Origin of the sequence: Phenylobacterium sp. (assembly GCF_036501465.1) — a bacterium.
In the GTDB taxonomy this organism is placed as follows: domain Bacteria; phylum Pseudomonadota; class Alphaproteobacteria; order Caulobacterales; family Caulobacteraceae; genus Phenylobacterium.
Map to the genome: position 1 here is coordinate 15,098 of NZ_DASYAF010000176.1, position 26,718 is coordinate 41,815.

General features: G+C 70.1%; 22 protein-coding genes and 1 tRNA gene. 8 read left to right on the plus strand and 15 right to left on the minus strand.

Features of this window, described 5'->3' with window-relative positions:
- The first annotated feature begins 8 nt into the window (after window positions 1–8).
- Window positions 9–1,433: an NAD(P)H-hydrate dehydratase gene (locus tag VGL85_RS20880; RefSeq protein ID WP_331590996.1), complete on the plus strand. Its 1,425-nt coding sequence runs from the start codon at window positions 9–11 to the stop codon at window positions 1,431–1,433.
- Between the two features lie 68 nt (window positions 1,434–1,501).
- On the opposite strand, the gene VGL85_RS20885 is transcribed toward VGL85_RS20880, so the two are convergent.
- The 13 genes from VGL85_RS20885 to lptF form a co-directional block, all read right to left on the minus strand.
- Window positions 1,502–4,558, minus strand: a complete 3,057-nt coding sequence (locus VGL85_RS20885; protein ID WP_331590961.1) for a TonB-dependent receptor domain-containing protein — start codon at window positions 4,556–4,558, stop codon at window positions 1,502–1,504.
- A 241-nt stretch (window positions 4,559–4,799) separates the two neighbouring features.
- Window positions 4,800–5,264 (minus strand): Lrp/AsnC family transcriptional regulator, encoded by a 465-nt coding sequence (locus VGL85_RS20890; protein WP_331590962.1) that lies wholly within the window; start codon window positions 5,262–5,264, stop codon window positions 4,800–4,802.
- A gap of 161 nt (window positions 5,265–5,425) precedes the next feature.
- The gene (locus tag VGL85_RS20895) at window positions 5,426–5,770 is read right to left on the minus strand and encodes a hypothetical protein (protein ID WP_331590963.1); all 345 of its coding nucleotides are present in this window, start codon (window positions 5,768–5,770) and stop codon (window positions 5,426–5,428) included.
- A 24-nt stretch (window positions 5,771–5,794) separates the two neighbouring features.
- Window positions 5,795–6,019, minus strand: coding sequence for a hypothetical protein (locus VGL85_RS20900; protein WP_331590964.1), 225 nt, complete (start codon window positions 6,017–6,019; stop codon window positions 5,795–5,797).
- A 181-nt stretch (window positions 6,020–6,200) separates the two neighbouring features.
- Window positions 6,201–7,229, minus strand: a complete 1,029-nt coding sequence (locus VGL85_RS20905) for a DUF2891 domain-containing protein (RefSeq protein WP_331590965.1) — start codon at window positions 7,227–7,229, stop codon at window positions 6,201–6,203.
- Complete coding sequence (locus tag VGL85_RS20910; protein WP_331590966.1) at window positions 7,207–8,154, minus strand: DUF979 domain-containing protein; 948 nt, start codon at window positions 8,152–8,154, stop codon at window positions 7,207–7,209. The genes VGL85_RS20905 and VGL85_RS20910 overlap by 23 nt, the downstream gene beginning before the upstream one ends.
- Entirely contained in the window at window positions 8,151–8,885 is a 735-nt protein-coding gene (locus VGL85_RS20915) for a DUF969 domain-containing protein (protein WP_331590967.1), read from the minus strand. The genes VGL85_RS20910 and VGL85_RS20915 overlap by 4 nt, the downstream gene beginning before the upstream one ends.
- An 80-nt stretch (window positions 8,886–8,965) precedes the next feature.
- Window positions 8,966–9,805: a 16S rRNA (adenine(1518)-N(6)/adenine(1519)-N(6))-dimethyltransferase RsmA gene (rsmA, locus tag VGL85_RS20920; protein WP_331590968.1), complete on the minus strand. Its 840-nt coding sequence runs from the start codon at window positions 9,803–9,805 to the stop codon at window positions 8,966–8,968.
- Window positions 9,802–10,842 (minus strand): 4-hydroxythreonine-4-phosphate dehydrogenase PdxA, encoded by a 1,041-nt coding sequence (gene pdxA, locus VGL85_RS20925; protein WP_331590969.1) that lies wholly within the window; start codon window positions 10,840–10,842, stop codon window positions 9,802–9,804. The genes rsmA and pdxA overlap by 4 nt, the downstream gene beginning before the upstream one ends.
- A gap of 6 nt (window positions 10,843–10,848) precedes the next feature.
- The gene (locus tag VGL85_RS20930; protein ID WP_331590970.1) at window positions 10,849–12,081 is read right to left on the minus strand and encodes a peptidylprolyl isomerase; all 1,233 of its coding nucleotides are present in this window, start codon (window positions 12,079–12,081) and stop codon (window positions 10,849–10,851) included.
- A 211-nt stretch (window positions 12,082–12,292) separates the two neighbouring features.
- The gene (locus tag VGL85_RS20935; protein ID WP_331590971.1) at window positions 12,293–14,782 is read right to left on the minus strand and encodes an LPS-assembly protein LptD; all 2,490 of its coding nucleotides are present in this window, start codon (window positions 14,780–14,782) and stop codon (window positions 12,293–12,295) included.
- Window positions 14,783–14,845: 63 nt separating this feature from the next.
- Window positions 14,846–15,946 carry an LPS export ABC transporter permease LptG gene (gene lptG / locus VGL85_RS20940; RefSeq protein WP_331590972.1) on the minus strand — a complete coding sequence of 367 codons (1,101 nt, stop codon included), beginning with the start codon at window positions 15,944–15,946 and terminating at the stop codon, window positions 14,846–14,848.
- A gap of 7 nt (window positions 15,947–15,953) precedes the next feature.
- Entirely contained in the window at window positions 15,954–17,090 is a 1,137-nt protein-coding gene (gene lptF, locus VGL85_RS20945; RefSeq protein ID WP_331590973.1) for an LPS export ABC transporter permease LptF, read from the minus strand.
- A 166-nt stretch (window positions 17,091–17,256) separates the two neighbouring features.
- Here lptF and VGL85_RS20950 point away from each other — a divergent pair, with 166 nt between their 5' ends.
- From VGL85_RS20950 to VGL85_RS20960, 3 genes are read left to right on the plus strand one after another with little or no spacing between them, the layout of a single operon-like run.
- Window positions 17,257–18,708, plus strand: coding sequence for a leucyl aminopeptidase (locus tag VGL85_RS20950; RefSeq protein WP_331590974.1), 1,452 nt, complete (start codon window positions 17,257–17,259; stop codon window positions 18,706–18,708).
- Window positions 18,709–18,714: 6 nt separating this feature from the next.
- On the plus strand, window positions 18,715–19,173 hold the full coding sequence (locus tag VGL85_RS20955) for a DNA polymerase III subunit chi (RefSeq protein WP_331590975.1): 459 nt from the start codon (window positions 18,715–18,717) through the stop codon (window positions 19,171–19,173).
- Window positions 19,170–19,580, plus strand: coding sequence for a peptidase inhibitor I78 (locus VGL85_RS20960; RefSeq protein ID WP_331590976.1), 411 nt, complete (start codon window positions 19,170–19,172; stop codon window positions 19,578–19,580). Before VGL85_RS20955 ends, VGL85_RS20960 begins: the two co-directional genes overlap by 4 nt.
- A gap of 15 nt (window positions 19,581–19,595) precedes the next feature.
- On the opposite strand, the gene VGL85_RS20965 is transcribed toward VGL85_RS20960, so the two are convergent.
- Entirely contained in the window at window positions 19,596–20,825 is a 1,230-nt protein-coding gene (locus VGL85_RS20965) for a glycosyltransferase (protein ID WP_331590977.1), read from the minus strand.
- Window positions 20,826–20,915: 90 nt separating this feature from the next.
- Here VGL85_RS20965 and VGL85_RS20970 point away from each other — a divergent pair, with 90 nt between their 5' ends.
- From VGL85_RS20970 to tig, 4 genes are all read left to right on the plus strand, one after another.
- Window positions 20,916–21,734 (plus strand): LytTR family DNA-binding domain-containing protein, encoded by an 819-nt coding sequence (locus VGL85_RS20970; RefSeq protein WP_331590978.1) that lies wholly within the window; start codon window positions 20,916–20,918, stop codon window positions 21,732–21,734.
- 95 nt (window positions 21,735–21,829) lie between these two features.
- The gene (locus VGL85_RS20975; RefSeq protein ID WP_331590979.1) at window positions 21,830–24,406 is read left to right on the plus strand and encodes an amidohydrolase family protein; all 2,577 of its coding nucleotides are present in this window, start codon (window positions 21,830–21,832) and stop codon (window positions 24,404–24,406) included.
- A gap of 62 nt (window positions 24,407–24,468) precedes the next feature.
- Window positions 24,469–24,551 (plus strand) — tRNA-Leu (locus VGL85_RS20980).
- Between the two features lie 176 nt (window positions 24,552–24,727).
- Window positions 24,728–26,149, plus strand: a complete 1,422-nt coding sequence (gene tig, locus VGL85_RS20985) for a trigger factor (protein ID WP_331590980.1) — start codon at window positions 24,728–24,730, stop codon at window positions 26,147–26,149.
- 162 nt (window positions 26,150–26,311) lie between these two features.
- Here tig and VGL85_RS20990 read toward each other — a convergent pair whose 3' ends face one another.
- Complete coding sequence (locus tag VGL85_RS20990; protein WP_331590982.1) at window positions 26,312–26,467, minus strand: hypothetical protein; 156 nt, start codon at window positions 26,465–26,467, stop codon at window positions 26,312–26,314.
- Window positions 26,468–26,718 lie beyond the last annotated feature (251 nt).

A 26,718-nucleotide genomic window follows, 5' to 3' on the forward strand; every position in this document is an offset into this window, starting at 1 on the left:
TGGCCGAGATGGGCCGGGCCGATGCGGCGGCGATCGCCGCCGGCACCCCGGGGATCGTGCTCATGGAGCGCGCCGGGGCGGCGGTGGCCGACGCGGTCTGCGCCCGTTTCCCGCGCCAGAACGCCATCGTGCTCTGCGGGCCGGGCAACAACGGCGGCGACGGCTATGTGGCTGCGCGCCTGCTGAAGGACCGCGGCTGGCCGGTGGAGGTGCGCAGCTTCGGCGAGCCCGCCAGCCAGGACGCCCAGGCGGCGAGCGCGCGCTGGGACGGCGCGACCCGGCCGCTGACTGGGGCGCTCGGCGATCTCGAGGCCTCGGGCGTGTGGGTCGACGCCCTGTTCGGCGCGGGCTTGTCGCGGGCGCTGGACGGGTCGGCGGCGGCGGCGGCGCTCAAGATGGCCGAGGCGCCGGAAAAGGTGGTGGCCGTGGATACGCCCAGCGGCGTGCCCGGCGATACCGGCAAGCCCACGGGGCCGGCGGCCGCGGCGGCGCTGACCGTGACCTTCCACGCCAAGAAGCCGGCGCACCTGCTGGAGCCTGGCCGCAGCCGCTGCGGTGAGGTGATCGTGGCCGACATCGGGCTCGCGCCCAGCGACAGCAAGACCGTCGAGAACGGCCCGGAGCTGTGGCTGCCGCGCTTCCCCTGGCCGACGGCGGCCTCGCACAAGCACGCGCGCGGCCGGCTGGTGGTGGTGAGCGGCGAGGCCTGGCAGACCGGCGCGGCCCGGCTGGCGTCGCGCGGCGCGTTGCGGATCGGGGCGGGGCTGGTGACGGTGCTGTCGCCGCCCGAGGCCCTGCCGGTCAATGCCGCGCACCTGGAAGCAGTGATGCTGAAGGGCTTCGAGACCGACCTGGAGCTGGAACAGGCGGCCAAGGATGTGGACGCCGCGGTGATCGGCCCGGCCGCCGGGGTCGGCGAGCCCACCCTGCTGAACGTGCTGGCCCTGGCGCGCACCGGCGCGGCCCTGGTCCTGGACGCCGACGCCATCACCGTCTTCCGCGAGGATCCGGAGGAGCTGTTCTCCCTGCTCGACCGCGACGACGTGCTGACCCCGCATCCCGGCGAGTTCGAGCGGCTGTTCCCGGGCCTGCTGGCGGCCTCGCCGGAGCGGATCAGCGCGGCGCGGACGGCGGCGGAGCGGGCCGGGGCCGTGGTGCTGCTGAAGGGCTCCGACACGGTGATCGCCGCCCCGGACGGGCGCTGCGCGGTCAACGCCAACGGCTCGCCCTTCCTGGCCACCGCCGGTTCCGGAGACGTCCTGGCGGGCTTCATCGGCGGGCTGGTGGCGCAGGGGATGGAGAGCTTCGAGGCGGCCTGCGCCGGCGCCTGGATCCACGCCGAGGCGGCCGACCTGCACGGCCCGGGCCTGATCTCCGAAGACCTGCCGGGCCTGGCGCCGGCGGTGCTGCGCCGCCTCTACGACGAGCGCTGATCTTCGCTGCGGATAGAAAAAGGGCGGCGGATTGCGCCGCCGCCCGATTCCACTGAGGTGACCGCGTCCTAGAAGTCGGCGGTGAGGCCCACGAAGACGAAGCGGCCGAGGGCGTCGTAGACCTGCGGGAAGGTGTTCCCGTTGCCGGTGGTGCCGGGCAGGTTGGAACCGACCAGCGGCGGATCCTTGTCGAACACATTGTTCACGCCGACCCGGAAGTTCAGGTTGTTGTGGACCGTGAAGTTCGCCGTCAGGTCGATGTAGTTCTGGGCCGCCAGGTGCTGTTCGACCGGGAACTGCAGCGCGGGATTGTTGAGCTGCGGGTTCGAATCGTAGGCGTCGAGGCTGACCTTGCCGAAGTAGCGCCACTGCACCCGAAGGGCCAGCGACTTGAACCAGTCGCCATAGGAGTAGGGGGTGTTCCACTGCAGCGAGGCCTTGTGCCGCCACTTGGGCGACGGCGACCCGTTCGTCCCCTGGTTACCCGAGCAGATCGTGCCGTAGAGGCCGGCGCAGTCGAAGCTCGGGCCGCCCGGCAGGGGCTGGGTGACCAGGCTGTCCAGCCAGGTCCCGACCAGGTTGGCCGAGATCGAGCCGTTGTCGCCAAGGCCGATGTTGGACAGGTCGGTGTGGTAGTTCACGTTGAGGTCGACGCCCGTGGTCTTCAACGAGCCGGTGTTCAGCGTCGTGTCGGTCACGAAGCCCTGGTTGGTCAGGAACAGCGAACCGTTCGGATCGCGGTGGACCAGGGAGCAGAACGTCGGATTGCCGGTGTTGATGCACTGGTTCAGCTCGAGGTTCGCGCCGATCCGCGAGATGAACTGGTCGATCCTGATGTCGAAATAGTCGACCGACATGTCGAAGCCCGAGATGAACTTCGGCCGCCACACGACGCCCGCGGTGTAGGTGTCGGAGATTTCCGGCTTCAGGTTCGGGTTGCCGCCGATCTGGCCGTTGTACTGGTTGGCCGGATTGGCCTCGATGGCCAGCACCTGCGCCGTGGACAGGTGGAAGATGTTGGCGCAGTTGGCGATCTTGGCGGCGTTGGCGGCGGCGTTCGCCGCCAGGCCGGCGCAGGGGTCCTGGGTGCCGTCCAGGACGACGTTCTGCGGCGCGAACAGCTCCTGCACGTTCGGCGCGCGGACCGCGCGGTTGTAGCCGGCCCGCAGGCGGAAGCCGTCGACCACCTCCCACTCGCCCGACACCTTGTAGGTGTTGGTGTCGCCGATCGAGGAGTAGTCGGAGAAGCGGTAGCCCAGCTCGAGGGAGACGTCCTTGGCGAACGGCATGTCGCTCACCAGCGGGATACGGCTCTCGCCGAACAGCTCGTAGACGTCGTAGCCGCCGTTGACCGGCGGGTTCGCACCGCCGTTGCCGTTCACCAGGCCGTTGTTGGCCAGGAAGTCGGCGACGGTGTCGAGGTGCTCGCGACGGTACTCGGCGCCGAACGCGACACCCACGCCTTCGGAGGCGTAGGGGCTCTTGACCCCGTAGTCGCCCAGCTTGCCGGTGAAGGCCAGGCTCACGACCCGCTCGGTGATGTTGCCGCTGTTGAAGCTGTTGATCGACAGGAACTTGATCGCCGCGGCCGAAATCGTCTGGGCCGAGAAGATGTTGATCGGCACGCAGCCCGGGTCCGGGTTGCCCGCCGGGTTGCAGATCACCGTGCCGCCGGGGCCCGCCACCGCGTTCAGCGACTGGTTGATGCGGGTGGTGTCGAAGTTGCCGCTCTGCCGGTTCTGGTCCTCGACGGACCCGTATTGCATGTAACCGTCGTAGTTCCAGTTCTTGCCCAGATCGCCCTTCAGGCCGATCACGATCCGGTAGTCGGTGTGGCGGAACTGGGTCAGACGGCCGGTCTGTTCGCTGTCGAGCAGGCGGCGGGCGACGGTGCCGGTGAAGATGCCGCCCGGGTTGGTGGCGCAGGTGCCGCCGCCGAGGGCGCCGGCGCCGTTCGGGACCAGAACGCCCTTTTCCTGGGCGGTCAGGAACGGGTTGGCGCAGTCGACGCTGAAGGTGGAGGCGAAGATGCCGCCCGCCGCGATCTGGGCCGTCGACAGGTCGTCCATGAACATCGCGTCCATGTAGGCCGTGGCCCAGGGCGCGATGTCATAGTGGGCGAAGGCGCCCAGGTTGTAGCGCTCGTCGGGCCGGACGAAGAAGTTGGCCGGACCGAAGTTGAACAGGTCCGTCGCCACCCGCGGGCGGAAGGTGTTGAAGGTGGTCGGGTCGACCAGGAAGTTGCCGACGCGGGCCGGGAAGGCCGTGCCTGAGCCTGAGCAGCCGAAGCCCGCGGCGGTCGAGGCCAGGGTGCAGGCCGAGAAGTCGCGGTCGGCCTCCAGGATGGGGTTGTTCTGCCGGTAGGTGGCGTAGGCGGTCACATTGCCTTTGCCGTCCGGCGCGTTGACGCCGAGGATCAGCGAGGCCTCGGAGCCTTCGCCTTCCCACAGGTTGCCGGGGATGGTGAACTGCGAGGGGATGATGGCGTTGGTGGCGGCCGCCCGCAGGGCTGCCTGGCCCGTCGAGTTGTTGTTGTCGTGCTGGTAGCCGGAGTACTGCGCGTCGAGGCGCACGCCCTCGAAGTTCTTCAGCATGATGAAGTTCACCACGCCGGCCACGGCGTCGGCGCCGTAGGTGGCCGAGGCGCCGCCGGTCAGCACGTCCACCCGCTCCACCAGGGCAGAGGGGATGAAGTTCAGGTCCGCGGCGACGAAGGTGGTGGTGGTGGGGTCGCCCGGCATCAGGCGGCGGTTGTCGATCAGCACCAGGGTGCGGTTGGGGCCGAGGCCGCGCAGGTTGACCACCGCCGCGCCGGTGGCGCCGTTGGTGACCGAGGAGCCCTGGCCGGCGAACACCTGCGGCAGGGAGTTGGTGATGTCTTCGATTCGGGTGACGCCCTGGGCCTTGATCTCGGCGCTGCCGACGGTGGTGACCGGGGCGATGGAGGTCAGGTTCGGCGACGGGATGCGCGTGCCCGTCACCACGATCTCGGAGACTTCGCCGCTGCCGGCGTCCGCCGCCGCTGCGGCGGCCGCGTAGGCCGAGCTGGCGGACAGGCCCAGGAAGGCCGCGCCGCAGATCATCGAGGAGGCCAACAGGCGCTCCCGGTTGTTTCGAATTTTCAAGGTCAACTCCTCCAGCGGCTGGGTCCGAAAGGAGCCCGCCTGCCCCCAAACAATGAGAGTCCCGGGACTCCTTGGAGACCCCGGTTAGGCTGGAGTTACTGATCGCGGCCGGAACCGGTCAATGTAGATATGAGTGCAACTAAGGTTATGTCGTGGGTGTGTCTCGAAATGGACACAAAGACCGAAGTAATCGGTATAGATTAGGCTGTAGTCGATCGTGGTTTCAATTCGACTGCATGGCTCATAGCGGGATGGCCGTGGTGAATTTGACCCGCTTCTTCACGAAGTTGGCTTCATAGCGGCGCACGGCCGGATGCCCGGCGATATTGGCGTCGGTGAAGGCGTTGAATTCCTCGATGCCGCGGAAGATGGCGATGCAGGAGATGTCGTAGGCGCCGGAGATCTCCATGCACACCTGGACGTGCGGCGAGCGGGCCAGGTGGGAGCGGAATTCCCCGACCGCGGCCGGGGAGTGCATCTCCAGCTGCACCATGATCACCACCGAAATGCGCTCGCCCACATGGCCGGCGTCGATGATCGACACGTCGGCGGCGATGACGCCCTCGTCGCGGTACTGGCGGATGCGCCGCAGGATGGCGGACGGCGACAGCGGCACCTTGTCGGAAAGCGCCTGGGCTGTGGCCTGATTATTTTCCTGCAGGGCGGCCAGGATCTGAACATCCAGGCGGTCGAGTGAATAGGCCATAACGGTACGAATTTCCCCAAGAGGGGAAATTTGAACCACAGGAATCAGCGTTACAATAGTTAACTTGCGTTCATCTGCGGTAACAAGGTGACATCATAGTATTCAATCTCGGGTTTATTGCGAATGCGGATGTATCCGAGGCTGCAAGGAAAGGGCGAGTTCTAGGCTCCATTGTCGTAGTCGATGGTCACCGCCTTCTTGATCATTTCGTCGAGCCGGTCGCGCAGGAAGCGGCCCTGATCGGTGAGGTGGACCACGTGGCTGCGCCCGTCGTCGGGGTTCAGGAAGGCGTCCACCAGGCCCAGCGCCGGCGGCTGGGCCCAGTCGGAGCCGGGCCGGCCCAGGGAGCGCAGGCTGCGCGAGGCTGTGGACTGGGTGAGGCCCGCCACATAGGCGAGTTCCTGCACCGAGAGGCCTTCGTTCTCGCAGGTATAGAGGAACGCAATGATCTCATTGACGCTGATGCGCGCGTCCATCGCCTTCAAGGCGAGGATCGCCTCGAGCAAGGAGTCCCTGGGGCGGGCCAAGGCCTAGTCGTCGGCGTAGCGGTTGAGGGCGCCGGTCGACGCCGCGCGCGGCGCGGCGCGGGTCAGCGGCAGGGCCTTGCGCTGGCGCCGCTCGCGCATGGCGAGCGTGGCGTCCGGATAGGCGGCGCGCACCAGCTTCAGGATGTCCTCCAGGCGCTTCTGATGGTCGGCGGCCTCGATGTAGTCGCCCACGTTCAGTTCGACAGAAATCTGACCGCAGAGTTTCATAGCCGTTCCCGCAAGCATTCCGCTCCCACTGGTGGAAAGCGTAGGCCGGCTTGGCTGCAAATTTGCGGTTTTCATCGTAACCGGCGCGCATCGATCGCGCGTTGCCGCCGCGTCACGCGCTCAAAAAGCGCAACTTTCGAGTGTGACGAAGATGTAATGGGTCATGTGAAGATTCTGTAATTTATCCAACAGGTTCGCCGGCCAGCAGGGCGAGGAGGGCGAAGGAGGCGAGCCAGTGCTCGCCCATATAGTCGCCCGCCACGTGCGGCAGGCTGGCGGCCATGTGCTCCGTGGCGGCGGCTTCCGCGACGGAGCGCAGAGGGTCGGCCAGCGGCAGGGCGGCGGCCAGTTCGCGCCAGCACCAGGCGCGCGAGAAGTTGAGGCCGTCGAGGTGGGCGATCTTGCCGTCGCTGCGGTCGGAGACGATGGCCGGGGTGAACAGGGTCGCAGGTTCGCGCTGGGCGGCGCGCGGCAGGTAGGCGGCGAACCAGGCCCGGAACTCGGCTGGCGGCAGCAGGCGGCGCAGGCACTCCGCCGTCATCAGGGTGGCCGAGAGGAACTCGTCGCCCGACGGTTCCCACGCCGGGGCGTCGCGATCGCCCATGTGCCAGGCGCGGACCTTCTCGGTGAACAGGACCGTGAGCGGCCGGTCGCCGGCGGCGACGGCGTAGTCCTGGGCGAGCGCGATCGCGAAGGCCGTCGAGGAATGGACGCCGGTGCGCAGGGGGTAGGTGGCGCGTGGCAGGAAATCGCGGAACCGGGCGGCGAAGACGTCGGCCAGGGGCTGGTGGATCGCGGCCCAGGGCGCGTCGTGGGCCAGCAGCTCGGCCTGCAGCTTGAGCAGCCAGCCCCAGCCGTAGGGCCGCTCGAACCCGCGCGTGGCGGGCCGCGCCAAGTAGGCGACCTCGCCCTCGACCTTCGCGGGCGTGAAGGTCTTGTCGAACAGGGCGCGGATGGCGTCGGCCTCGGGGATGTCCGGCTGGCGGCGCAGCACGGTCGCCAGCAGCCAATAGCCGTGGACGCAGGAATGCCAGTCGAAGCTGCCGAAGAAGATCGGGTGCAGGGCGCGCGGGCCCCTGGCGTCGGCCGGGCCTTCCAGCACGTGGTCCAGCTTGTTGGGATATTCGCGGGTCACGTGACCGAGCGCGATGGCGGCGAACTTGGAGGCGATCTGCGGGGTCAGCCGGCTATTTGGGGAAGGCGAGGACATACATCAGCACCACGTTGACGATCAGCAGGATGAGGGCGGTCGGGGCCTGGACCTTGATCACCGCATAGCGGTCGGGGATCTCCAGCAGCGCCGGCGGCACCAGGTTGAAGTTGGCGGCGAGCGGCGTGACCAGCGTCCCACAATAGCCTGAGAGCATGCCGAGCGAGGCGACCACCGCCGGGTTGCCGCCGAAGTGGCCGACCAGGATCGGCAGGGCCACGCCGCCGGTCAGCACCGGAAAGGCGGCGAAGGCGTTGCCCATGGCCGCGGTGAAGGCCGCCATGCCGACGCAATAGACGGCGACCGCGGCGAGGCGGGTGTCCACCGGCAGGTAGGTGGTGACCAGCAGGCCGATTTCCTTGCCGACCCCGGCCGAGGCGAACACCACGCCCAGGGCGGCCAGGTACTGCGGCAGGAGCGCCGCCCAGCTCACCGTGTTCGCCAAGCGCTGGCCCTCGCGGAACGGCGCGTCGGGCGGCTGGCGCAGCAGGACCAGGGCTGCGGCCAGGGCGGCGATGGCCGCCAGCGCCAGCGAGATCAGGGTCGCCTGCTTGGGATCCATCAGCGGGACGCCGGAAAGCTGCACGGGCTTCAGCACCAGCACGCCGATCGCGACCACCACCGGCAGCACCAGGGCCGGGACGAAGATGCGGTTGCCGAACCGCTCGGCCGAGGCCGTGCGGTCTTCCGCGACCGCCGGGCCGCGCCCCACCAGCCGCAGGCCGGCCAGCAGGGCCATGCCCAGCGCCAGGACGCCGTTGCCCAGGTCACCCAGCCGGTCGCCGGCCAGGAAGCTCAGCGCCGTCAGGCCCCAGAAGGCGGCGTTGCCGAACCGCTTGGGGTTGCGCGCGTCGAGCGCGCTGTAGACGGCGAAGGCGGCGAACATCAGCCCGGCCAGCACATAGACGAAGCTGAGCTTGATCACGGCGCCGCCCCGGGCTCGGCCGCGGCTTGCGCCTGGGCGTCGGCTTGGGCGTCGGCCTGGGCGTTGGCCTGGTTCCGGGCGGCCAGGCGGCGATCGAAGAGGATCAGCCGCACCCCCTGGATCGTCAGGGCGCAGAGCGCGGTGGGGATCGCCCAGACCGACAGGCGCAACGGGTCCATGACGATCTTGGCCGTGGTCAGGAAGCCGACCATCAGCAGCACCGCGCCCAGGGCCACGAAGATGTCCTCGCTGAAGAACACCGCGACATTGTCGGCGGCGGCGGACCAGGCGCGGATGGCGTGGCGGGTCGCCGGCGCCAGGGGCCCGTGGCGCTGCTCGGCGGCGGCCTCGGCCATGGGGGCGACCAGCGGGCGGATGGTCTGGGCCTGGCCGGCGATTGGCATCAGGCCGATGGCCGTGGTGACCTGGCGGAAGACCATGTAGCCGATCAGCAGCCGGCCGGCGGAGACGCCCCGCAGGCGGGCGATCAGGCGCGCCGCCTGCTCGCGCACCCCGGCCCGCTCCAGGGTCCCGACCAGCGGCAGGACCAGGTAGGCGGCGCTCACGAAGCGGTTCTCGTTGAACGCATGGCCGAAGGCGGCCAGCACCTGTAGAGGGGTCATGTGGGCGAAGAGGCCGCTGGTGAAGGCGGCGATGACCACGACCAGAAGCGGGTTCAGGCGGATCGCGAAACCCACCACCACCACGGCCACGCCCAGCAGGATCAGCATCCGGCCCCGATATTCCCGTAAAGGTCCCTCTGAAGAGGCGCCATAGGACCCCGCGCCGGGCCGCTTCGCAACGGCCTTGGTCAGCCGGCCTGGCGCTGCGCGAGCCAGGCCTCGGCGAGGGTGAGGAAACCTGCCACGTCGATGGTCTCGGCGCGGGCCTGGGGGTCGAGGCCGGCGGCTTCGATCAGCGCCTCGCCGCCTAGGGCCTTGAGGCTGGCGCGCAGCATCTTGCGGCGCTGGCCGAAGGCGGCGGCGGTGAGCTTCTGGAGGGCGTCCAGGCGCTCGGGCGAGGGGCGGTCGGCGCGCGGGGTGAGGCGGACCACGGCGGAATCCACCTTGGGCGGCGGGGTGAAGGCGCGCGCCGGGACCTCCATCACCATGGTCGCGTGGCTGGTCGCCTGGGCGATGACGGCGAGCCGGCCGTAGGCGGAGGTGTCGGCCGCCGCGACAACCCGCTGGGCGACCTCCTTCTGGAACATCAGGGTCATGGAGGCCGGGGTCCACGGCCCGGTCAGCCATTTGATCAGCAGGGCGGTGCCGACGTTATAGGGCAGGTTGGAAACCAGGTGGCCGGGGCGGCCGCGGACCAGCGCGGCCTCGTCGGCGTCAAGCGCGTCTGCGAACGCCAGGGTGAGCGTCCCGGGCGTCGCCGCGGCCGCCAGGTCCTCCAGCAGCGGGCGGAAGCGTTCGTCCTTTTCCACCGCCGTGACCTGGGCGCCCGTCTCCAGCAGGGCGCGGGTGAGGCCGCCCGGGCCCGGACCCACCTCGATGACCGCGGCGCCCGCGGGCAGCTCGGCCAGGCGGGCGATCTTGCGGGTGATGTTCAGGTCCAGCAGGAAGTGCTGGCCGAACGCCTTCTTGGCCATCAGGCCGTGGGCCGCCAGCGCCTCGCGCAGCGGCGGCAGCGCCTCGAGGGTCAAGCCGCCCGGACCCCGGCCGTTCTGGCCCGGGCCATCCGGTCGGCGACGCGGATGGCGGCGATCAGGCTGTCGGGTCGGGCCAGGCCCCGGCCGGCGATGTCGAAGGCGGTGCCGTGGTCGGGCGAGGTTCGCACGATCGGCAGGCCGAGCGTCACGTTCACCCCGCCCCAGAAATCCAGCATCTTCACTGGGATCAGCGCCTGGTCGTGGTAGAGGCAGACCGCGGCGTCGTAGCGGGCGCGCATCTCCGCCGGGAACAGGCTGTCGGCGGGGTGCGGGCCGGTGGCCTCCACGCCGCGCTCGGCCAGGGCCTTCACGGCCGGCGCCACGATCTCGATCTCCTCGCGCCCGATGCCGCCGTCCTCCCCGGCGTGGGGGTTGAGGCCGGCGATGGCCAGGCGAGGCCTGGCGATGCCGAAGTCGCGCTTCAGCGCCTGGGCGGTGACCAGCCCCACATTGACGATAGCCTCGGCGGTGAGCTGGCTCGACACCTCGGCCAGGGGCGTATGCACGGTGACCAGCGCCACGCGCAGGTCGCCGGCGGTCAGCATCATCACCGGCCCGCGCGCGCCTTCGTAGCGGGCCGAGGCGGTGAGCTCGCCCAGGAACTCGGTGTGGCCGGGGAACTTGAAGCCCGCCGCATAGAGCGGCGCCTTGGCGATGGGGGCGGTGACCACGCCGCCTACAGCGCCGCCGAGCGCCAGGCCGACGCTGGTCTCGATCCACTGGATGATCGCTGGCGCGGCGGCCTTGGACGGCTGGCCGGCGACCACCGGGCTCTTCAGCGGCAGGTCGATGACCGGCAGGGCGTCGGGGAAGATGTCCGCGGCCTGGGCCGGGCCGGCGACCTTGTGCAGGATCGAGCCGCCGCCGCCGGAGGCCGAGGCCAGCGCCTGGTGGTCGCCCACCACCACGAACGGCGGCCCGCCCTTGCGCAGCTCGTTCCACGCCTTGACGATGATCTCCGGGCCCACGCCGGCCGGATCGCCCAGACTGAGCGCCAGGGGCTTTACGGCGAGCGGTTTGGGCCCGCTCACGCCGCGCTACCGTTGCTCTATGGTGGCCGTCGAGTGCAGGTCGCGCAGGGCGCGCCGCGAGATCATCGACAATTGCTGGCCCTTCAGGCGGTTCTCGATCTGGTCGTGGTCGATCTGGGCGGCGCCCGCCGCGCGCTTGCCGCAGACCGCCAGCACGTGCAGGCCGACCTTGGTGCGGATCGGCTGGGAGAGCTGGCCCGGCTGCAGGGTCTTGGCGGCTTCGGCGAACTCCGGCAGCAGGTCCGAGGTTTCGGCCTCGCCCAGGTCGCCGGCGATCACCCCGGGGGTGTTGCGCACCGTGGCTTCCAGGGTGGCGCAGTCCTTGATCTGGGACCGCACGGCGATGAGCTTGGTTCTGGCGGCCTCGACGTCGGCGGCCGGCGCATCGGCCGGCAGGGCGATGGCGGCCTGCTTGAGGCTGACCAGGGTCTGGCCGGCGCCGGCCCGTTTGTCGCGCAGATAGATGATGTAGACGCCGTCCTTCACCGGGATCGGCTGGGAGAGCTGGCCTGGACGCAGCTGCTCGAGGGCGGTGTCGACCTGCGGCGGCATCTCGCCCGGGCTGATCCAGCCCGCGTCACCGCCGGCCGCGGCCGTGGATGACGAGGAGAACTGCCGGGCCACGGCGGCGAAGGGCGCGCCCTGCTGAAGCTGGGCGACCAGTTGGGCCGCGCCCTTGTTGGCGGCGTCCATGCCGCCCGCGCGGCCGGCGTCGATGAACACCTCGGAGACGTCGTACTGCGGCTTGGAGGCGGCCGCGACCAGCCGCGCCTTGGTGGCCTGGATCTGGTCCTCGCCGATGCGCAGGCGGCTGCCGTAGCGGCCGCTGATCCAGTGCTCCCAGCTGCGCGAGGCCCGGATCTGCTGGAACAGGGTGTCCTCGGCGATTCCCTGCGACTTCAGCGAAGCCAGCAGCTGGTCGGCGGTCATCTTGTTGTTCGAGGCCATGTCGGTGATCTCGTCGCGGACTTCCTGGTCGTTGAGGATGATCGGGAACTTCTGGTCCTTCTCGACGCGCTTCAGCTCCTGCAGCTCCAGGTGCTCGTCGATCAGCGACAGCAGGGCCTGCTGCTGGAATTCCGGCAGGTTCTCCTGGGTCGGCTGGATGCCGGTGGTGGCGATCAGCAGGCGCATGCGCTGCGCCAGGTCATAGGTGGAGATGATGTCGTCGTTGACGATGGCCGCCACCGATTCCGACATCGGCCGCGACATGGTGTAGGCGGGAGTCGACGCGCGCACGGGCGCAGCCCCGGCCCCCGTTGACGCTCCGGCGACCGCCGGCGTCGCCGTTGCAGCGGCTCGGGCGGCCTGGGCGAAGGCTCCGTGGGCGGCGCTCACCATGAGCAGGGCGGCGGCTGCGACAGCGCCCCGCGCCCCCAGGCTCGTGACGTTACGCGCGGACATCATGGATAGGTTCATTCCCTCGTTCGGCGCGGCCCGGACCGGAGTCTCAATGGCCATAAAATGGTGCGCCCAATGTGGCGAGCGTTAGGCGCACGGACAGCTGGTCACTAGAGCCCAGACGCCCGATGATAACGTCTTCGTGGCGGTAATACACGTCCACCCGGATGCAATCATCCTTGTAGAACACGCCCACGTCGCGGACCACCCAGGCATGTTGAAGCAGGTCCCGGTTGCCGTAGGCCGAGACGCCCCAGTTCTTGGTCAGGTTGAGATCCATGCCGGCGTCCAGGTTCTTGACCGGCGTGCCGTTCACCCCCTGGTCGTCGGTCAGGTAGCGGACATAGCCGGAGGTCCAGCTGAAGTGGACGTCGGCGCCGGCTTCCAGGCGGTGAATCGCGAAGGTCTCGCCGTCCAGCCGCGTGCGGGCGAAGAACGTCAGTTCCTTGATCGGGGCGGCGTCGGCGGCGACCACCCAGTCCGAGGCCGAGGTGGTCAGGCCTGAACCCGGCGCGAAGACGTTGTTCGAGCCGTCCCGGAAGCTGCGCCCGACCAGCAGGCTGGCGCGGCGGCCGTCGTCCCACAGCACCGAGGCGCGGCCGCCGAGGTTGAGGCGCGCGCCGTCCTCGTAGAGGTCGTAGCCCGGGAACTTGTTGGCCTGGAACAGGGTGGTCTCGTCGAACTCGAAGGCGACCGAATCCTCGTCGAAGTAGATCGGCTGGCCGGTGGTGGGGTTGTGGCCGATCACCACCTGCTGGGCCTTGGGCGAGACGGCGATCTGGGCCAGGGGCTCCAGCACCACCGTGGCGTCGCCGACCCGGCGATACAGCGGGTAGGAGATGTCGGCCCCGACGGTGCCCACGGCGCGCGATTCGGTCTTGGTGAAGGTCGCGAGGCTGGTGGGTGTGACCTGGCCGAGCTGGGTCAGGATGTCGGTGATGTAGAAGTTGTCGACCCGCGCCTGGACGAAGGGCGAAAACCGCAGGCCGCCCTCAGAGGTGAAGTTCCGGTTCCAGTCGAAGCCGGCCGAGGCGCGGGTCGAATCCATGCCCGGCGCCCGCTCGGTGAGCACATCCGGCGACTGGTCGCGGGTGAGCGTCACCTCGCTGGCGTTGAAGCGCAGCCGCCCGCCCGCCACGTCGTTCGGATCCTCGTAGCGGCCCTCGATGATCGGGGCGACCACCGGGAAGGTGCGGTTGTTGTCGCCTGGGCGCAGGCCCTGGATGTCGAGCGCGGCCACGGAGAAGAAGGAGTTGTCGTCCTGGCGGATGGCGTAGGCCTGGCTGATCAGCCGGTGATCGTCGGCCACATAGGGCCCGCGCGCCTCGTAGACCCGGCCGATGTCGTACTTGTCGAACAGCAGGGTGTCGGAGCTGCGCTCGGCGGTGAAGCCGGCGCTCCAGTCGTCGCTCACCTTGAAGGAGCCGCGCGCCAGGATGTAGCTGCGGTTGGTGTCGTCGCCGATCGGATTGCCCTTGGGGTCCAGGTCGGTCTCGTGGGTGTAGCCCACCCGCACATCCAGCACGCCGGAATTGAACGCCTCGCGATAGCGCAGGTTGAGGAACGGGTTGGCGTTGGTCATCACCCGCGGGCTGATCGTCAGGTCGGCCGACGGGCTGAAGACCAGCAGGTAGGGCTGTTCGTAGAAGAAGCCGAGGCGGCTGTTGTTGCCGACCCGCGGGCTCAGCAGGCCCGATTCCCGGTCCGCGGTCGGGTCGGCGTGCCAGAACACCGGCAGGTAGATCGCCGGCAGGCCCAGGATGTGGATCCAGACGTGGCGGTAGTAGATCACGTGGTGGACCTGGTCCTGCACCACGCGGTCGGCGTGCAGCGACCAGGTGGGCGACTTCGGCTTGTCGCCGACGCAGATCGGGCAGGCGGTGTAGATCGCCTTGTTCAGCTCCTGCAGGTCCTCCGAGCGGCGCACGGCGGTGTCGCTTGAAATCCGCACGTCCTGGTTGGCCTTGACGTCGTGCATCTGCAGCGAGAAGCCCTGGGCGACCGCCGCCTGCATCTTGTCGTCGAGGGTGATCTGGTTGGCGTACTCGATCGTGCCGTCGTCCTTGATGATCTGGACGTGGCCGTAGGCGCGGATCACCCCCTGGGCGGGGGCGTCCTTGTCGTGGCTCCTGGGCGCGTCGGACGGCGGCTCCTTGTAGACCACCCGGTCGGCGCGCAGCGTCTGGTCCTCGTAGCGGATCTCCACGTGGCCTTCGGCGGTGGTGATCCCGGCCTTGTCGTCGCGGCTGAGCTGGTCGGCCTCCAGATAGAGCTCCCCCGGCTTCAGGCCGTCGAGGTGCTGGGGGACCTTCTTCTCGGCGGGCTTCTGGCTGGGCAGGCCGGTGTCGTTCAGAACCTGGCCGCGCTGGTCCCGCGCCAGGGGGCTCTGGAAGTCGGGTGGGGCCTGGCCCTGGCTCTGGGCCAGCGCCATGGCCGGCCACAGCACCGCCGCGGCCGCGCCGGCCAGCATGGCGCGCTTGGCGCCCCGCGGCGGGGTGATCGAAGCGGCTGCGGGGAGGGCGCGCCGGCGCGGAGTCATTCTGGCCTTCCGATCCTCATCGCGACGCGCTGTTACGCCTGCATAGCCGGGCATGCGGAGGATTCAACCGTCTTCGGTATAGCAGAGCAGGGTGAGGCCGGAGAGCAGGGCCACAACCGCCGGCGCCCAGGCCGCGGCGAACAGCGGGATGATGTCGGCCTTGCCCAGCGCGCCGGAGAACTGATTGAAGAAGAACACCACGAAGCCCAGCGCCACGCCCGCGCCCACCAGCCCGGCCAGCCCGCCCAGGCGCACCAGGCGCAGCGAGAAGGCCGCCGCCAGGATCGCCATGGCCGCGAACATCACCGGCGTGGCCAGCAACTGCTCGAACCGCAGCCGGTAGCCCGACGCCGAGAAGCCGGAATCCTCGGTCTGCTTGATGGCCCCCGGCAGCCGCCAGAAGGTGATCGAATCGGGCGAGCCGGCGAACCGCTCCACGGCGGCCTCGGAATCCAGCGTCGAGCGGATCGTCAGGCTGTCCGACTGCACCGAGCTTTCCCCAGCGGTGGCCTCGCGCACGTTCTTGAGCTGCCAGAACCCCGGGCGCAGCAGCGCCTCATCGGCCTCCAGCCGGCGCTTGAATTCCGGCTGCCCGGCGGCGTTCTTCTGGTAGACGAACAGCGAGACCCCGCGCAGGCGCACCTCGCCCTGCACCGTGTCGCGCGACTTGGCGTGGATCACCATCTGGTTGTGATCATCGCCCTGGCGCAGCCAGATGTCCTTGGGCGCGTCGCTCAGGTTGTTGGCCACGATGTTCGCCCGGTCCGTCTCGTAGCGGGCGTACATGTCCGCCGCGACCGGGTTGATGGCGACGATCGCGATGACGCCGCCGACGAAGGCGGCGATCGCCGAGGGCATGATGAACCGCCAGGCCGAGACCCCGGCGGCGCGCATGGCCACCAGCTCGCTTCGGCGGTTCAGGCCCACATAGGCGAACATCACCCCGAACAGGAAGACCAGCGGCAGCAGGATCTGGATCACCGAGGGCGACTTCAGCAGGGTCAGGCCCAGGACGTCGGCGGCGCTGACGTCGGTGCGCACGCCGAACGAGCGTCCGACCTCGATGAACTGCACCAGCAGGATCACCGCGGTGATCACGGCCAGCGCGCCGGCCACCCCGGTCAGGTTGCGGTAGAGGACATAGCGTTCCAGGCGGTTTCGCATCGCCGCCTCAGGCCGGGACGGGGGCGATGCGCGTCGGGCGCCGGCGGATGTCGATGAAGCGGCTGACCCGCTGGCGGAAGACGCTGCGCAGCGACAGCCCCATGGCGGTCAGCGGTATGGCGTATTGCAGGACGTTGACCCAGACCGCGCCTTCGCTGGCCGACTGGGCGGCGAAGCCCAGCACCCGGACCACCACCGCCAGCGCGCCCATGGTGACGATCCGGCGGATGTAGCCCAGGCGCGAGAATCCGCCGCCGATGATCGCCGACAGCGCCATGCACATGGCCACGATGTTGTAGAGCGGGGTGGCGATCCGTTCGTGGCCCTCGGCCAGCAGCGCCTTGCGGTTCTTCTTCTCCCAGCCCTGCTGGAGGTCGGGGTGGAACAGCTCGTGCAGATAGCGGTCGGAGAACTTGTAGTGGATCAGCTCGTCCGGGTTGCTGAGCTGGGACAGCTCGAACGGATATTCGTTGAAGGTCAGGTACTGCAGCACGCCGCGCGCCGAGAACCCCTGGGTCGAGCCGTTCTGCAGGATCAGCACCGCCTGGCCGTTGCGCTTGGCGATGTGGCCGGTGTTGGCCATGTAGGTCGTGGCGCCGCCGTTGTCCTTCAGCTGGTGGATGAAGAGGTTATGCATGTCGCCGCGCCGGTCGATGCTCTGGGCGTAGACCGTGAGGCCGGGCGCGGGCTCGGTGAACTCGCCTTCGCGCACCAGGGTGGCGGCGAGGTCGCCGCGGATGTCCATCAGCACCTGGCGCAGCGCGCGGTAGGTGACCGGCTGCACCCACAGGTTCATCAGCAGCGCCAGCAGCGCCACCGTGCTGGCCAGGTGGATGGCCGGCGAGATCACCCGCCAGCGGCTCATGCCACCCGCGAAGCAGACCACGATCTCCTGCTCGGTGTGCAGCCGGTTCAGCGCCACCAGGGCGGCGACGAAGACCGCGATCGGCAGCACCATGTTGAGCAGCTGCGGCAGGGTCAGGAAGGTGATCTTCAGGAAGACGATCGCGCTCTGCCGCTGGTTGACGATGTAGTCCAGGCTCGAAAGGCTTTCGCCCAGCAGGGCGACGGCCGTCAGCGCCGCGATGGCGAAGACGGTGGGGCCAAGGAGTTGGCGGAACAGGTAGCGGTCGATCAGGCGCATCGATTAGAAAGGGCTCACTCGGATTTTTGGCCGCGCCCCCGCCGCGGAGGTGATCTAAACCATGCGTCGCCGCGCCGGACAACCGGCAGGCGGCAAGTCAGGGCGCGATCCGACCCCGGCGTGACCTTTTCGCTTCGCCAACCCCAGGATGTGTTGAGAAACCCGTATGGACATCGAGTTCGTCGCCGCCGCAGCCGCCCTTTCGCCGAAGACCGCCCTGGCCCGGGTGGTCCATGAGGGCGCGGCCCTGGAGGGGGCGGCGGCGCAGGCGGCGCAGGCCAGCCGGTTCACCGGCGCCAAGGGCCAGACCCTGGACGTGCTGGCCCCGGCCGGCGGCGCGGCGGCGCGGCTGGTGCTGGTGGGCGTGGGCAAGGCCGAGGCGGCCGACGCCATGGCCATCGAGCACGCCGCGGCCTCGGCCTATGCGGCGGTGAAGGCCTCGGGGCTGGAGACCCTGCGCATCGAGCTGCCGGACGCCTCGGCGGCGCTCGCGGCCCGCGCGGCGCTGGGCGTGCGCCTGGCCAGCTACCGCTTCGACAAGTACCGGACCAAGGAGCCCGCGGAAAAGAAGCCCTCGGTGGTCAAGACCGAGATCGTGGCGGGCGATGGCGCTGCCGCACTGAAGGCGTTCGAACCGCTGGCCGCCCTGGCCGATGCGGTCAGCTTCACTCGCGACCTGGTCTCCGAGCCGCCGAACGTCCTCTATCCGGCCGAGTTCGCCGCCCGGGTGAAGAAGCTCGAGGCGCTCGGCCTGGAGGTCGAGGTGCTGGGCGAGGCCGAGATGATGAAGCTCGGCATGGGCAGCCTGCTTGGCGTCGGCCAGGGCAGCGTGCGCGACAGCCAGCTGGCGATCATGAAGTGGTACGGGGCGGACGACAAAAAGGCCCAGCCCATCGCCTTCATCGGCAAGGGCGTCTGCTTCGACACCGGCGGCATCTCGCTGAAGCCGGCCGAGAACATGGAAGACATGAAGTGGGACATGGGCGGCGCGGGGGCGGTCGCCGGCCTGATGCACGTGCTGGCGGGACGCAAGGCCAAGGTCAACGCCATCGGCATCCTGGGCTTGGTGGAGAACATGCCCGACGGCAACGCCTACCGCCCCGGCGACGTGCTGACTTCCATGTCCGGCCAGACCATCGAGGTGATCAACACCGACGCCGAGGGCCGTCTCGTGCTGGCCGACGCCGTCTGGTATTGCCAGAACCGCTTCAAGCCGAAGTTCATGGTCGACCTGGCGACGCTCACCGGGGCGATCATCATCGCGCTGGGGAACGACTACGCCGGCTGCTACGCCAACGACGAGACCCTGGGCGCGAACCTGATGGCCGCTTCGGCCGCCTCGGGCGACGCCCTGTGGCGGATGCCGCTGCCCGGGCAGTACGACAAGGCCCTCGACTCGATGATCGCCGACATGAAGAACACCGGCGGGCGGCCGGGCGGTTCGATCACCGCGGCCCTGTTCATCCAGCGCTTCACCAACGGCGTGCCCTGGGCGCACCTCGACATCGCGTCGACCGCCTGGAAGAAGCCGTCGTCCGTCCCCACCATCCCGGAGGGCGCCACCGGCTTCGGCGTGCGCCTGCTGAACCAGATGGTGGCCGACAGCTACGAGGGGTGAGCGCGGGTGGCTGAGGCGGCGATCGAGGTCTGGTTCTACCACCTGGAGCGCACCGGGCTGGAGCAGGCCTTGCCGGAACTGCTGGAAAAGACGCTGCAGCGCGGCTGGAAGGCGCTGGTCAGGGCGCGCGAGGGGCCGAGGCTCAGCCACATCGACGCCGCGCTCTGGACTTGGCGCGACGACAGCTTCCTGCCGCACGGGCTGGAGGACGAGCCGCAGGCCGCGCGCCAGCCGATCCTGCTGACCACCGGCTTCGACAACCCCAACGCCGCCGAGGCCCTGTTCCTGGTGGACGGCGCCGAGCCCGGCGACCTCGACGGCTACGCCCGCTGCCTGGTGCTGTTCGACGGCGGCGACGAGGCGCAGCTGGCGGTGGCCCGCGCGCAATGGAGCGCGCTGAAGGCCGCCGGTGCGGCGCTGTCCTACTGGAAGCAGCAGGCGCGCGGCTGGGAGAAGCAGGCGTGAGGGCCGCGACCCTGCCGGCCGTCGCCGCGCTGGCGCTCGCCATGGCCGGCTGCGCCGTGCCGGACTATCCGACCACGGTCGCGGCGACCTCGCCGACGTCCCCCCAAGCGCCCCCGCCGGCTCCCGAGGCTCCGGCCCGGCCGCCGCCCGTCGCCCAGGCCGCGCCCACGCCCCGGCTGGCGACCCCGATCCCGCGGCCGGAGCCCGCGGCGAGCGACTCCTGCGGCGCGGCCAACATGCAGGGGATGATCGGCCGCTCGCGCACCCTGATCCCGGTGCCGGTGGACCCCAGCCGCCAGCGCGTCGCCTGCACCACTTGCAAGCTGTCCGACGACGTCGATCCCGGCCGGCTGAACTTCCTGTTCAACGCCCACACCGGGCTGATCGAGCAGGTCCGCTGCGGCTAGACAGGTTGGGTGTGGCTAGGCGGGGAGCTCCAGCCCCTGGGCGCGCAGCACCTCGAACCAGGCCTTGAGCCCCGCGTCGCGCGAGAACCTCGCCACCGCCGTCGCCCGCGCCGCCGCGCGCAGCGGCGCCGAAGCCTGCGGATCGCGGCAGGCCTCAATCAGGGCCGTCGCCAGGGCGTCGGAATCGAAGAACGGCAGGAGCCGGCCGTTGACCCCGTCCTCGATGGCGTCGCGGACCGGCGCGGTGTCGGAGGCCACCACGTAGCAGCCGGCGGCCATGGCCTCGACCAGCGACCAGGAGAGCACGAAGGGGTAGGTGTAGTAGACGTGGGCGGTGGAGAGCCGCATGGCCGCCAGCAGCGCGTCCGGCGGGACCTTGCCGACGAAATGCAGGCGCTGGGCGTCGACCTCCAGCCCTTCGAAGAACACCTCCCGCCAGGTCCGCCCGTCCGTGGGTTCGCCGCCATAGGCCCGGCGGCTGGTGTCGCCGAACACCAGCACCTGGGCGTCCGGCGCCTCGGCCATCAGCCGGGGCAGGGCGCGGGCGAAGATGTGCAGGCCGCGCAGCGGCTCCAGGTTATTGTTCACATAGGTGATCACCGGCGTCCCGGGTGCGATGAAGCGGCCGTCGGCCAGGGCGAAGGGCTCGGCGGGCGCGGGGCGGACCTGCTCGATATCGACGCCCTCGTGGATCACCCGGGTAAGGGGACGGAACACCGGCGGCAGGGCCGAGGCCTGGAATTCGGTGGGCGTGACGATCGCGTCGGCCTGGGTGAGCGCCCAGGCCATCACCGCGTTCTTGGCCTCGGCGGTGAGCGCCACCCGCTCGCTGGGCTCGCCGAATTCCGGGTCGAAGCCCACGTCGAAGCCGCGGCCGTGGTAGAAGAACTCCGAGAAGATCACCCGCTTCGCGTCCGGCCAGACCTCGTGCAGCAGGGCGGTCTCGCCCCAGCCGGGGTGGCCCACGATCACCTGCGGATCCATCCCGGCGGCCTTCATCCGGCCGGCCGCGCGCCAGGCGCTGGCGGCGCGGATCAGGTCGGCCTCGGCGCGGACGGCCAGTGGGAAGACGCCCGGGGTGGACCCGCGCGACAGGCCGTAGCGGTTCATGCCCACCGGCGGCAGGCCCGGCGCGTTCGCCCCGCCCAGCGCCTGGCACGGCACGCCGCGCGCCACCAGCGCCTGCGCCAGGTGCCGGAACTGGCCCGGGAAGTTGTTGTGGACGAAGAGCACGCCTGAGCCCATGGCCGCCTTCTGCCCGCAGCCGCGCCCGCTGTCATCCGCGGCGATGAGGAGACTGGACAGTTCGCGGGGCCGTGTCAGCCTAGATGGGTCATGACCCTGGCCCTATCGCTCGACCGGAAAGCCGCGGCGCGGCCCAGTCCCGCGGCGCTGCTGGCCGCCGGCCTGGCGGGTCTTTGGCTGCTCTATGTGGCGATCTTCGTCACAACCGGCGGCGCCGGCCCATTGCACGCCGTCACCGACGCCGCGGCCAATGTGGCGCCTCTGGCCGGACTGGCCCTGGCCACCCGCGCCCTGGTGCGCCGGCTGGCCGCGCGAGCGGTCTGGGTCCAGGCCGCAGGGCACGTGGCCCTGGCCTTCGCCTTCGCCCTGGCCTGGTACGGCGCAGCGGTGATCCTGCTGGCCACAGGCTCGTGGCTCACCGGCGACGGGTTCCATATCCACGGGTTCTCCGGGGTCGCGCTCGCCTGGCAGGCGTTCCAGGGCGTGGCGGTCTACAGCGCCTTCGCCGCGGCCAGCTACGCCCTGCGCGCGGCGCCGGCGCCGGCGGCGCTTTCCGCGGAAACGCCACCGGGCGCCGCTCCGCCGCTGGAGCGCTATCTGATCCGCCAGGGCGAGGACTTCCGTCCGGTGGACGTGCGCGACATCGTCGCCATCGCCGGCGCCCAGGACTATTCCGAGGTCTCCACGGCGAACGGCCGCCACCTGGTCCGCATGAGCCTGGGCGAATTCGAGGCGCGGCTGGACCCGGCGCGGTTCATCCGCGTGCACCGCTCGGCGATCATCCAGCTCGCCTTCCTCGAACGCGCCGAGCCGGCCGGCGGCGGGCGCATGCTGGCGCACATGACCACCGGCGAGCGGGTGCCGATCAGCCGCAACGGCGTCAAGGCGCTGCGCCCGCTCATCGTCTGAGGCGCCCGTTCATCGATCGGCTCGCCCGTTGGCGGCTTTTCCAACCGCGACCCGCAAATGGCGCCAGCTTCTCCTAAAGCTTTGGGAGTAGAGTGATGCGGTCGATGGTTTGGATCCTGGTGGTGTGGAGTCTGGCGTTCCTGGCGGGCGCGTCCCAGGCCTTGGCGGCCGCGGGCCCGGTGGTCGCCTACACGCATGGTCGTTGGTGGAGCGGAGCCGGGTTTGTGGCCGGCGACCGCTACGTCCGCGACGGTCTGTTCGTTCCCCGCCCGGCCGGTGGCGCCGCGGAGGTGGTCGACTTGGGCGGCGGCTATGTCGTCCCGCCCTTCGCCGACGCCCACAACCACATGGCCGGCCGCACGAGCCAGGTGAGCGACCAGGCCATGGCGGCGGGCGTCTTCTACCTGATGAACCCGACGCTGCTCGCTTCGCTGGGGCCGGGAATCCGCCAGGCCCTTGCCGGTCCCGGCCATGTGGACGCTGTGCTGTCCATGGGGGCGGTGACCGCGCCCGGCGGCCACCCGGAGGGGCTCTACGAGAACCTGATCCGCATGGGCGTCTATCCCGACAAGCGGCCGCAGGATCTGCTGGGCGACGCCTTCCACGAGGTGACCAGGGCCGCCGACATCGACCCGGTGCTGGACCGCCTGGTCGCCCAGAACGCCCAGTTCGTGAAGATCATCCTGATGTTCTCCGACGAGTACGAAAAGCGCCGGGACGATCCGGCCTACGGCGAGATGAAGGGGCTGGACCCGGCGCTGGTCCCGCTGATCGTCCAGGCGGCGCATCGGCGGGGCCTGCGGGTCGCGGCCCACATCGAGACCGCCGCCGACTTCCGCGTGATCGTGGCCGCCGGCGTCGACGAGGCGGCGCACATGCCGGGCTACTACGGCGGCGTCGGCCCCGTCGCCCAGTACGCGATCACCGACGCCGACGCCCGCGCGGCCGCCCGCGCTCACATCCGGGTGGTGGCGACCGCCAGCTATGCGCTGAACAACCGGGACAAGACGCGGCTGCCCGCCATCCAGGCCATGCAGCGGGCGAACCTCATGAAGCTGAAGGCCGCGGGCGTCCCGATCCTGATCGGCACCGATGGCGTGGCGGACGCCGCGATCGCCGAGGCGCGCTACCTGGTCGACCTCAAGGTCTTCACGCCGAAGGAGGCCTTCGTCGCGCTGGCGGTCAAGACGCCGCGCTTCATCTTTCCAGGCCGCAGGATCGGCGTCCTGCAGCCGGGCTATGAGGCGAGCTTCCTGGTCCTGAAGGCCGATCCCACCCAGCGCTTCGACGCGGTCACGAGGATCGTGCGGGCGGTGAAGCAGGGCTTCGAGGTTCCGCGGGGCCGCCCGGTGGCCTCCGAAGCGTCGGCCGCCAAGCCGTCGCTGGCGATCGCCCATGTGTCGGTGCTCTCCATGGTGAACGACCGGGTCGCCCGGGACCAGACGATCCTGATCGCCGGCGCGCGGATCGCCGCCATCGGCCGGGGGCTGCGCATTCCGCCGGGCGTGCCGAGGCTGGACGGGCGAGGGCGGTTTGCGATTCCCGGCCTCTGGGACATGCACGTCCACGTCCTGGCCCAGGCTGACGGCCCGCAGGCGATCGCGACGCTCGCCCAGATGCTGCGTGGCGGGGTGGTCGGCCTGCGCGACATGGGCTCGACCCTGGGCGAACTCGCCGCCTTCCGCGCGGCCTTGGCGAACAACCGCCAGCCGCTGCCCGACCTGGTGGCCGCGGGGCCGGTGGTGAACGGGCCGGCCACGCCCTGGAGCCGGCCCATCGAACTGCATGTGGCGGCCCCCGCCGAGGCCGCCGACGCGGTGGCGGGGCTGGCCGCCGGCGGCGCCCAGTTCGTGAAGGTCTACAGCGGCCTCGACGCGGCGAGCTACGCCGCGACGGTGGCGGCCGCCCAGGCGCGGGGCCTGCCGGTGGCCGGCCACCTGCCATTCGCCATCGACCTGCAGACCGCCGTGGCCGCCGGCCAGCGCAGCATCGAGCACATGGAAGTCAGCCTCTCCAAGAGCTGCGGCGCCCGGCCGCCGGCCAAGGCCGCGGACCTGTGGATCGGGGCGCTCAGCCGCGGCGGGGTCGGCGCCGCAGACCGCGTGGCGCTCGACCTGCGCGCCGAACGCGATCCGCCCCGATGCGCGGCGGTGCTGGCGAAGATGGCCGCCAAGCCGGTCTGGTGGACCCCGACGCTCAGCCTGGACTTCGCCGACGCGAGCTTCGTCGACGCCGATTTCCGGCGCTTCGCCCCGCCCGGCGGGGCCGCGGCGTGCCAGGCGGCGGCGAGCGCCTGGCTCAAGGACACGCCCGGCGATCTCCGCGCCCGCGCCCTGCAGGCCGAACTGGACGACGTGAAGGCGATCCGCGCCGCCGGCGTCCCGCTGCTGGCCGGGACCGACATGCCCGCGCCGTGCGAGGCCCCGGTCGCCAGCCTGCGCCGCGAACTGGCGCTGTTCGTCCGCGCGGGGCTTTCGCCCTATGCGGCGCTGAGGACCGCCACCGTCGAGCCCGCCGCTTTCCTCGGCCGGGCGGACGCCGGAACCCTGGCGCCGGGCGAAACGGCCGACATCGTGCTGCTGGCGGCCAACCCGTTCGAACGGATCGAAGCGGTCGGCGAGGTGGCGGCGGTGGTGAAGGGCGGGCGCGTGGTCGCCGCGGCGGCCCCCTGACGCCCGTTGCGGCGCCGACGAGGCTTGGCGGCCCCCGGCTTCCCGGCTAATGGCGGCGGCAAGCGGCTATGGCGGAATTGGTAGACGCACTGGTTTTAGGTACCAGCGGGCAACCGTGGGGGTTCGAGTCCCTCTAGCCGCACCATCCTGCTTCGTCCTGACGGGCTTGGCAGGCGGGGTCCTTGGCGAAGCGGAAAGGGCGTGACATAACCCGCGCCCTCCGCCGCCCGGGCGGCTATAGTTCCAATCCTCCACGAGGCCGCAGGCGCGCCGGACGCGCGGCGGTCCGCAATAGACGAACCGGAAGTCCTGAAGATGTCGATGCAGATCGTTGAAAAGTCTAGCGATGGCCTGAGCCGCGTGTTCGGCGTGACGGTGCCCGTAGCCGAGCTGAACGCCGCCCTGGACGCCCGGATCGCCGAGGTCACCCCGACCCTCAACATCAAGGGCTTCCGCCCCGGCAAGGTGCCGCCGGGCCACGTGCGCCGCCTCTACGGCAAGGCGCTGATGAGCGAGGTGGTCGAGAAGACCCTCAACGAGACCACCCAGAAGGTGCTGGACGACAACAAGCTGCGCCCCGCCGCCGAGCCGGACCTGAAGCCGGAAGCCGACATGGCGCAGGTGATCGAGGGCAAGGCGGACCTCGCCTATGAACTGGCCGTCGACGTGATGCCGGAGTTCGAGCCCACCGACATCGCCAAGCTGTCGCTGACCCGGCCGGTCTACGAGCCCACCGCCAAGGAAGTGGACGCGGCGCTGGCCGACCTGGCCAAGCAGAACCGCACCTACGAGGCCAAGACCGGCAAGGCCGTGAAGGCCGCGGACGGCGACATGGTGGTCATCGACTTCGTGGGCAAGCTGGACGGCGAGGCCTTCGAGGGTGGCACGGCGAGCGACGCCGAGCTGGTGCTGGGCTCCGGCCAGTTCATCCCGGGCTTCGAGGACCAGCTGAAGGGCGCAAAGCCCGGCGACGACGTCGAGGTGAAGGTCACCTTCCCGGCCGACTACCAGGCCGCCAACCTGGCCGGCAAGGCCACGGTCTTCGCCGTGAAGGTCAAGGAAGTGAAGGCCGCGGTCGACGCCCCTGCCGACGACGCGCTGGCAACCCGCCTGGGCATCGAGAGCCTGGAGAAGCTCAAGGAGCTGCTGAAGGGCAACCTGGAGCGCGAATACGCCGGCGCCAGCCGCTTCAAGCTGAAGCGCGCCCTGCTGGACCAGCTGGACACCAAGCACAGCTTCCCGCTGCCGCCGAAGATGGTCGAGGCCGAGTTCGCCGCCATCTGGCAGCAGGTGGAGCAGGACAAGGAAGCCGGGAACCTGCCGGACGAGGACAAGAACAAGTCCGACAAGAAGCTGCGCGAGGAATACCGCAAGATCGCCGAGCGCCGCGTGCGCCTGGGCCTGGTGCTGGCCGAGATCGGCCGCGCCAACAACGTCCAGGTCACCGACCAGGAGCTGGGCGAGGCCATGCGCCAGGAGGCCATGAAGTACGGGCCGCAGGCGCAGCAGGTGTTCGACCTGTTCCGCCAGAACCCCAACGCCCAGGCCCAGCTGCGCGCGCCGATCTTCGAAGACAAGGTCGTCGACCTGATCGTCGAGAAGGCCAAGGTCAAGGACGCCAAGGTCTCCAAGGACGAGCTGATGGCCGACGACGACCTGCCGGAAGGCTATGGCGACGACGAGGCCCCCAAGCCCGCCAAGAAAGCCGCCCCGAAGAAGGCCGCGGCCAAGAAGGCGGACTGATCCAGAGTGTCATCCCGGAAGCCGCGAATGCGGCTGTCCGGGACCCACAAGCGCCGCGTGCGCCAAGGAGGGCTCGGCCGACCTGCCGGGCCCTTTTCTGTTGAAGCCGAGTCGATGGGTACCGGTCTTCCGCTCCGCGGAAACCGGGATGACGCGCTTGGGCTAGAGCCCCCGCAGCTGCTGCAACAGTTCGGTGTTCTCGACGCGGGCGCGGCGCGCGTTGATCTCCTGGAACAGGCTCGTGGGGCCGATGCCCTCGTCGAGCGGCGGTTCCGGATAGGCCTGTGACTCCTGTACGGGGACTTCCTGCGGTTCCATCGCGGCCTCCCAATCCCCCGCGCGGCGCACGCGGGGCTCTCCCGTCGTTAAGTTACCATTAGGAAATCCGTCCGCTCGCCAGAAAAGCTGGGCCGCCGCTCACGTTCGCTTGAGGGGCCGCGACGGAAGCTGGGCCGGGAAGGGGCAGGAATTCTCGCAACATTCGCATTTCCGACCGGAAATCATCGAACAAGGGTCCGGAAATGGGCTTGGCTTCACCGGCGAACGGGGCCTAACCTGAGGGAAGAACG

Coding starts and splice junctions, on each gene's coding strand:
- VGL85_RS20880 (WP_331590996.1), top strand. CDS start 9: ATGGGCCGGGCCGATGCGGCGGCGATCGCCGCCGGCACCCCGGGGATC.
- VGL85_RS20890 (WP_331590962.1), bottom strand. CDS start 5,264: ATGGCCTATTCACTCGACCGCCTGGATGTTCAGATCCTGGCCGCCCTG.
- VGL85_RS20900 (WP_331590964.1), bottom strand. CDS start 6,019: ATGAAACTCTGCGGTCAGATTTCTGTCGAACTGAACGTGGGCGACTAC.
- VGL85_RS20905 (WP_331590965.1), bottom strand. CDS start 7,229: ATGTCCTCGCCTTCCCCAAATAGCCGGCTGACCCCGCAGATCGCCTCC.
- VGL85_RS20915 (WP_331590967.1), bottom strand. CDS start 8,885: ATGCTGATCCTGCTGGGCGTGGCCGTGGTGGTGGTGGGTTTCGCGATC.
- VGL85_RS20935 (WP_331590971.1), bottom strand. CDS start 14,782: ATGACTCCGCGCCGGCGCGCCCTCCCCGCAGCCGCTTCGATCACCCCG.
- lptG (WP_331590972.1), bottom strand. CDS start 15,946: ATGCGAAACCGCCTGGAACGCTATGTCCTCTACCGCAACCTGACCGGG.
- lptF (WP_331590973.1), bottom strand. CDS start 17,090: ATGCGCCTGATCGACCGCTACCTGTTCCGCCAACTCCTTGGCCCCACC.
- VGL85_RS20950 (WP_331590974.1), top strand. CDS start 17,257: ATGGACATCGAGTTCGTCGCCGCCGCAGCCGCCCTTTCGCCGAAGACC.
- VGL85_RS20965 (WP_331590977.1), bottom strand. CDS start 20,825: ATGGGCTCAGGCGTGCTCTTCGTCCACAACAACTTCCCGGGCCAGTTC.
- VGL85_RS20970 (WP_331590978.1), top strand. CDS start 20,916: ATGACCCTGGCCCTATCGCTCGACCGGAAAGCCGCGGCGCGGCCCAGT.
- VGL85_RS20975 (WP_331590979.1), top strand. CDS start 21,830: ATGCGGTCGATGGTTTGGATCCTGGTGGTGTGGAGTCTGGCGTTCCTG.
- tig (WP_331590980.1), top strand. CDS start 24,728: ATGCAGATCGTTGAAAAGTCTAGCGATGGCCTGAGCCGCGTGTTCGGC.
- VGL85_RS20990 (WP_331590982.1), bottom strand. CDS start 26,467: ATGGAACCGCAGGAAGTCCCCGTACAGGAGTCACAGGCCTATCCGGAA.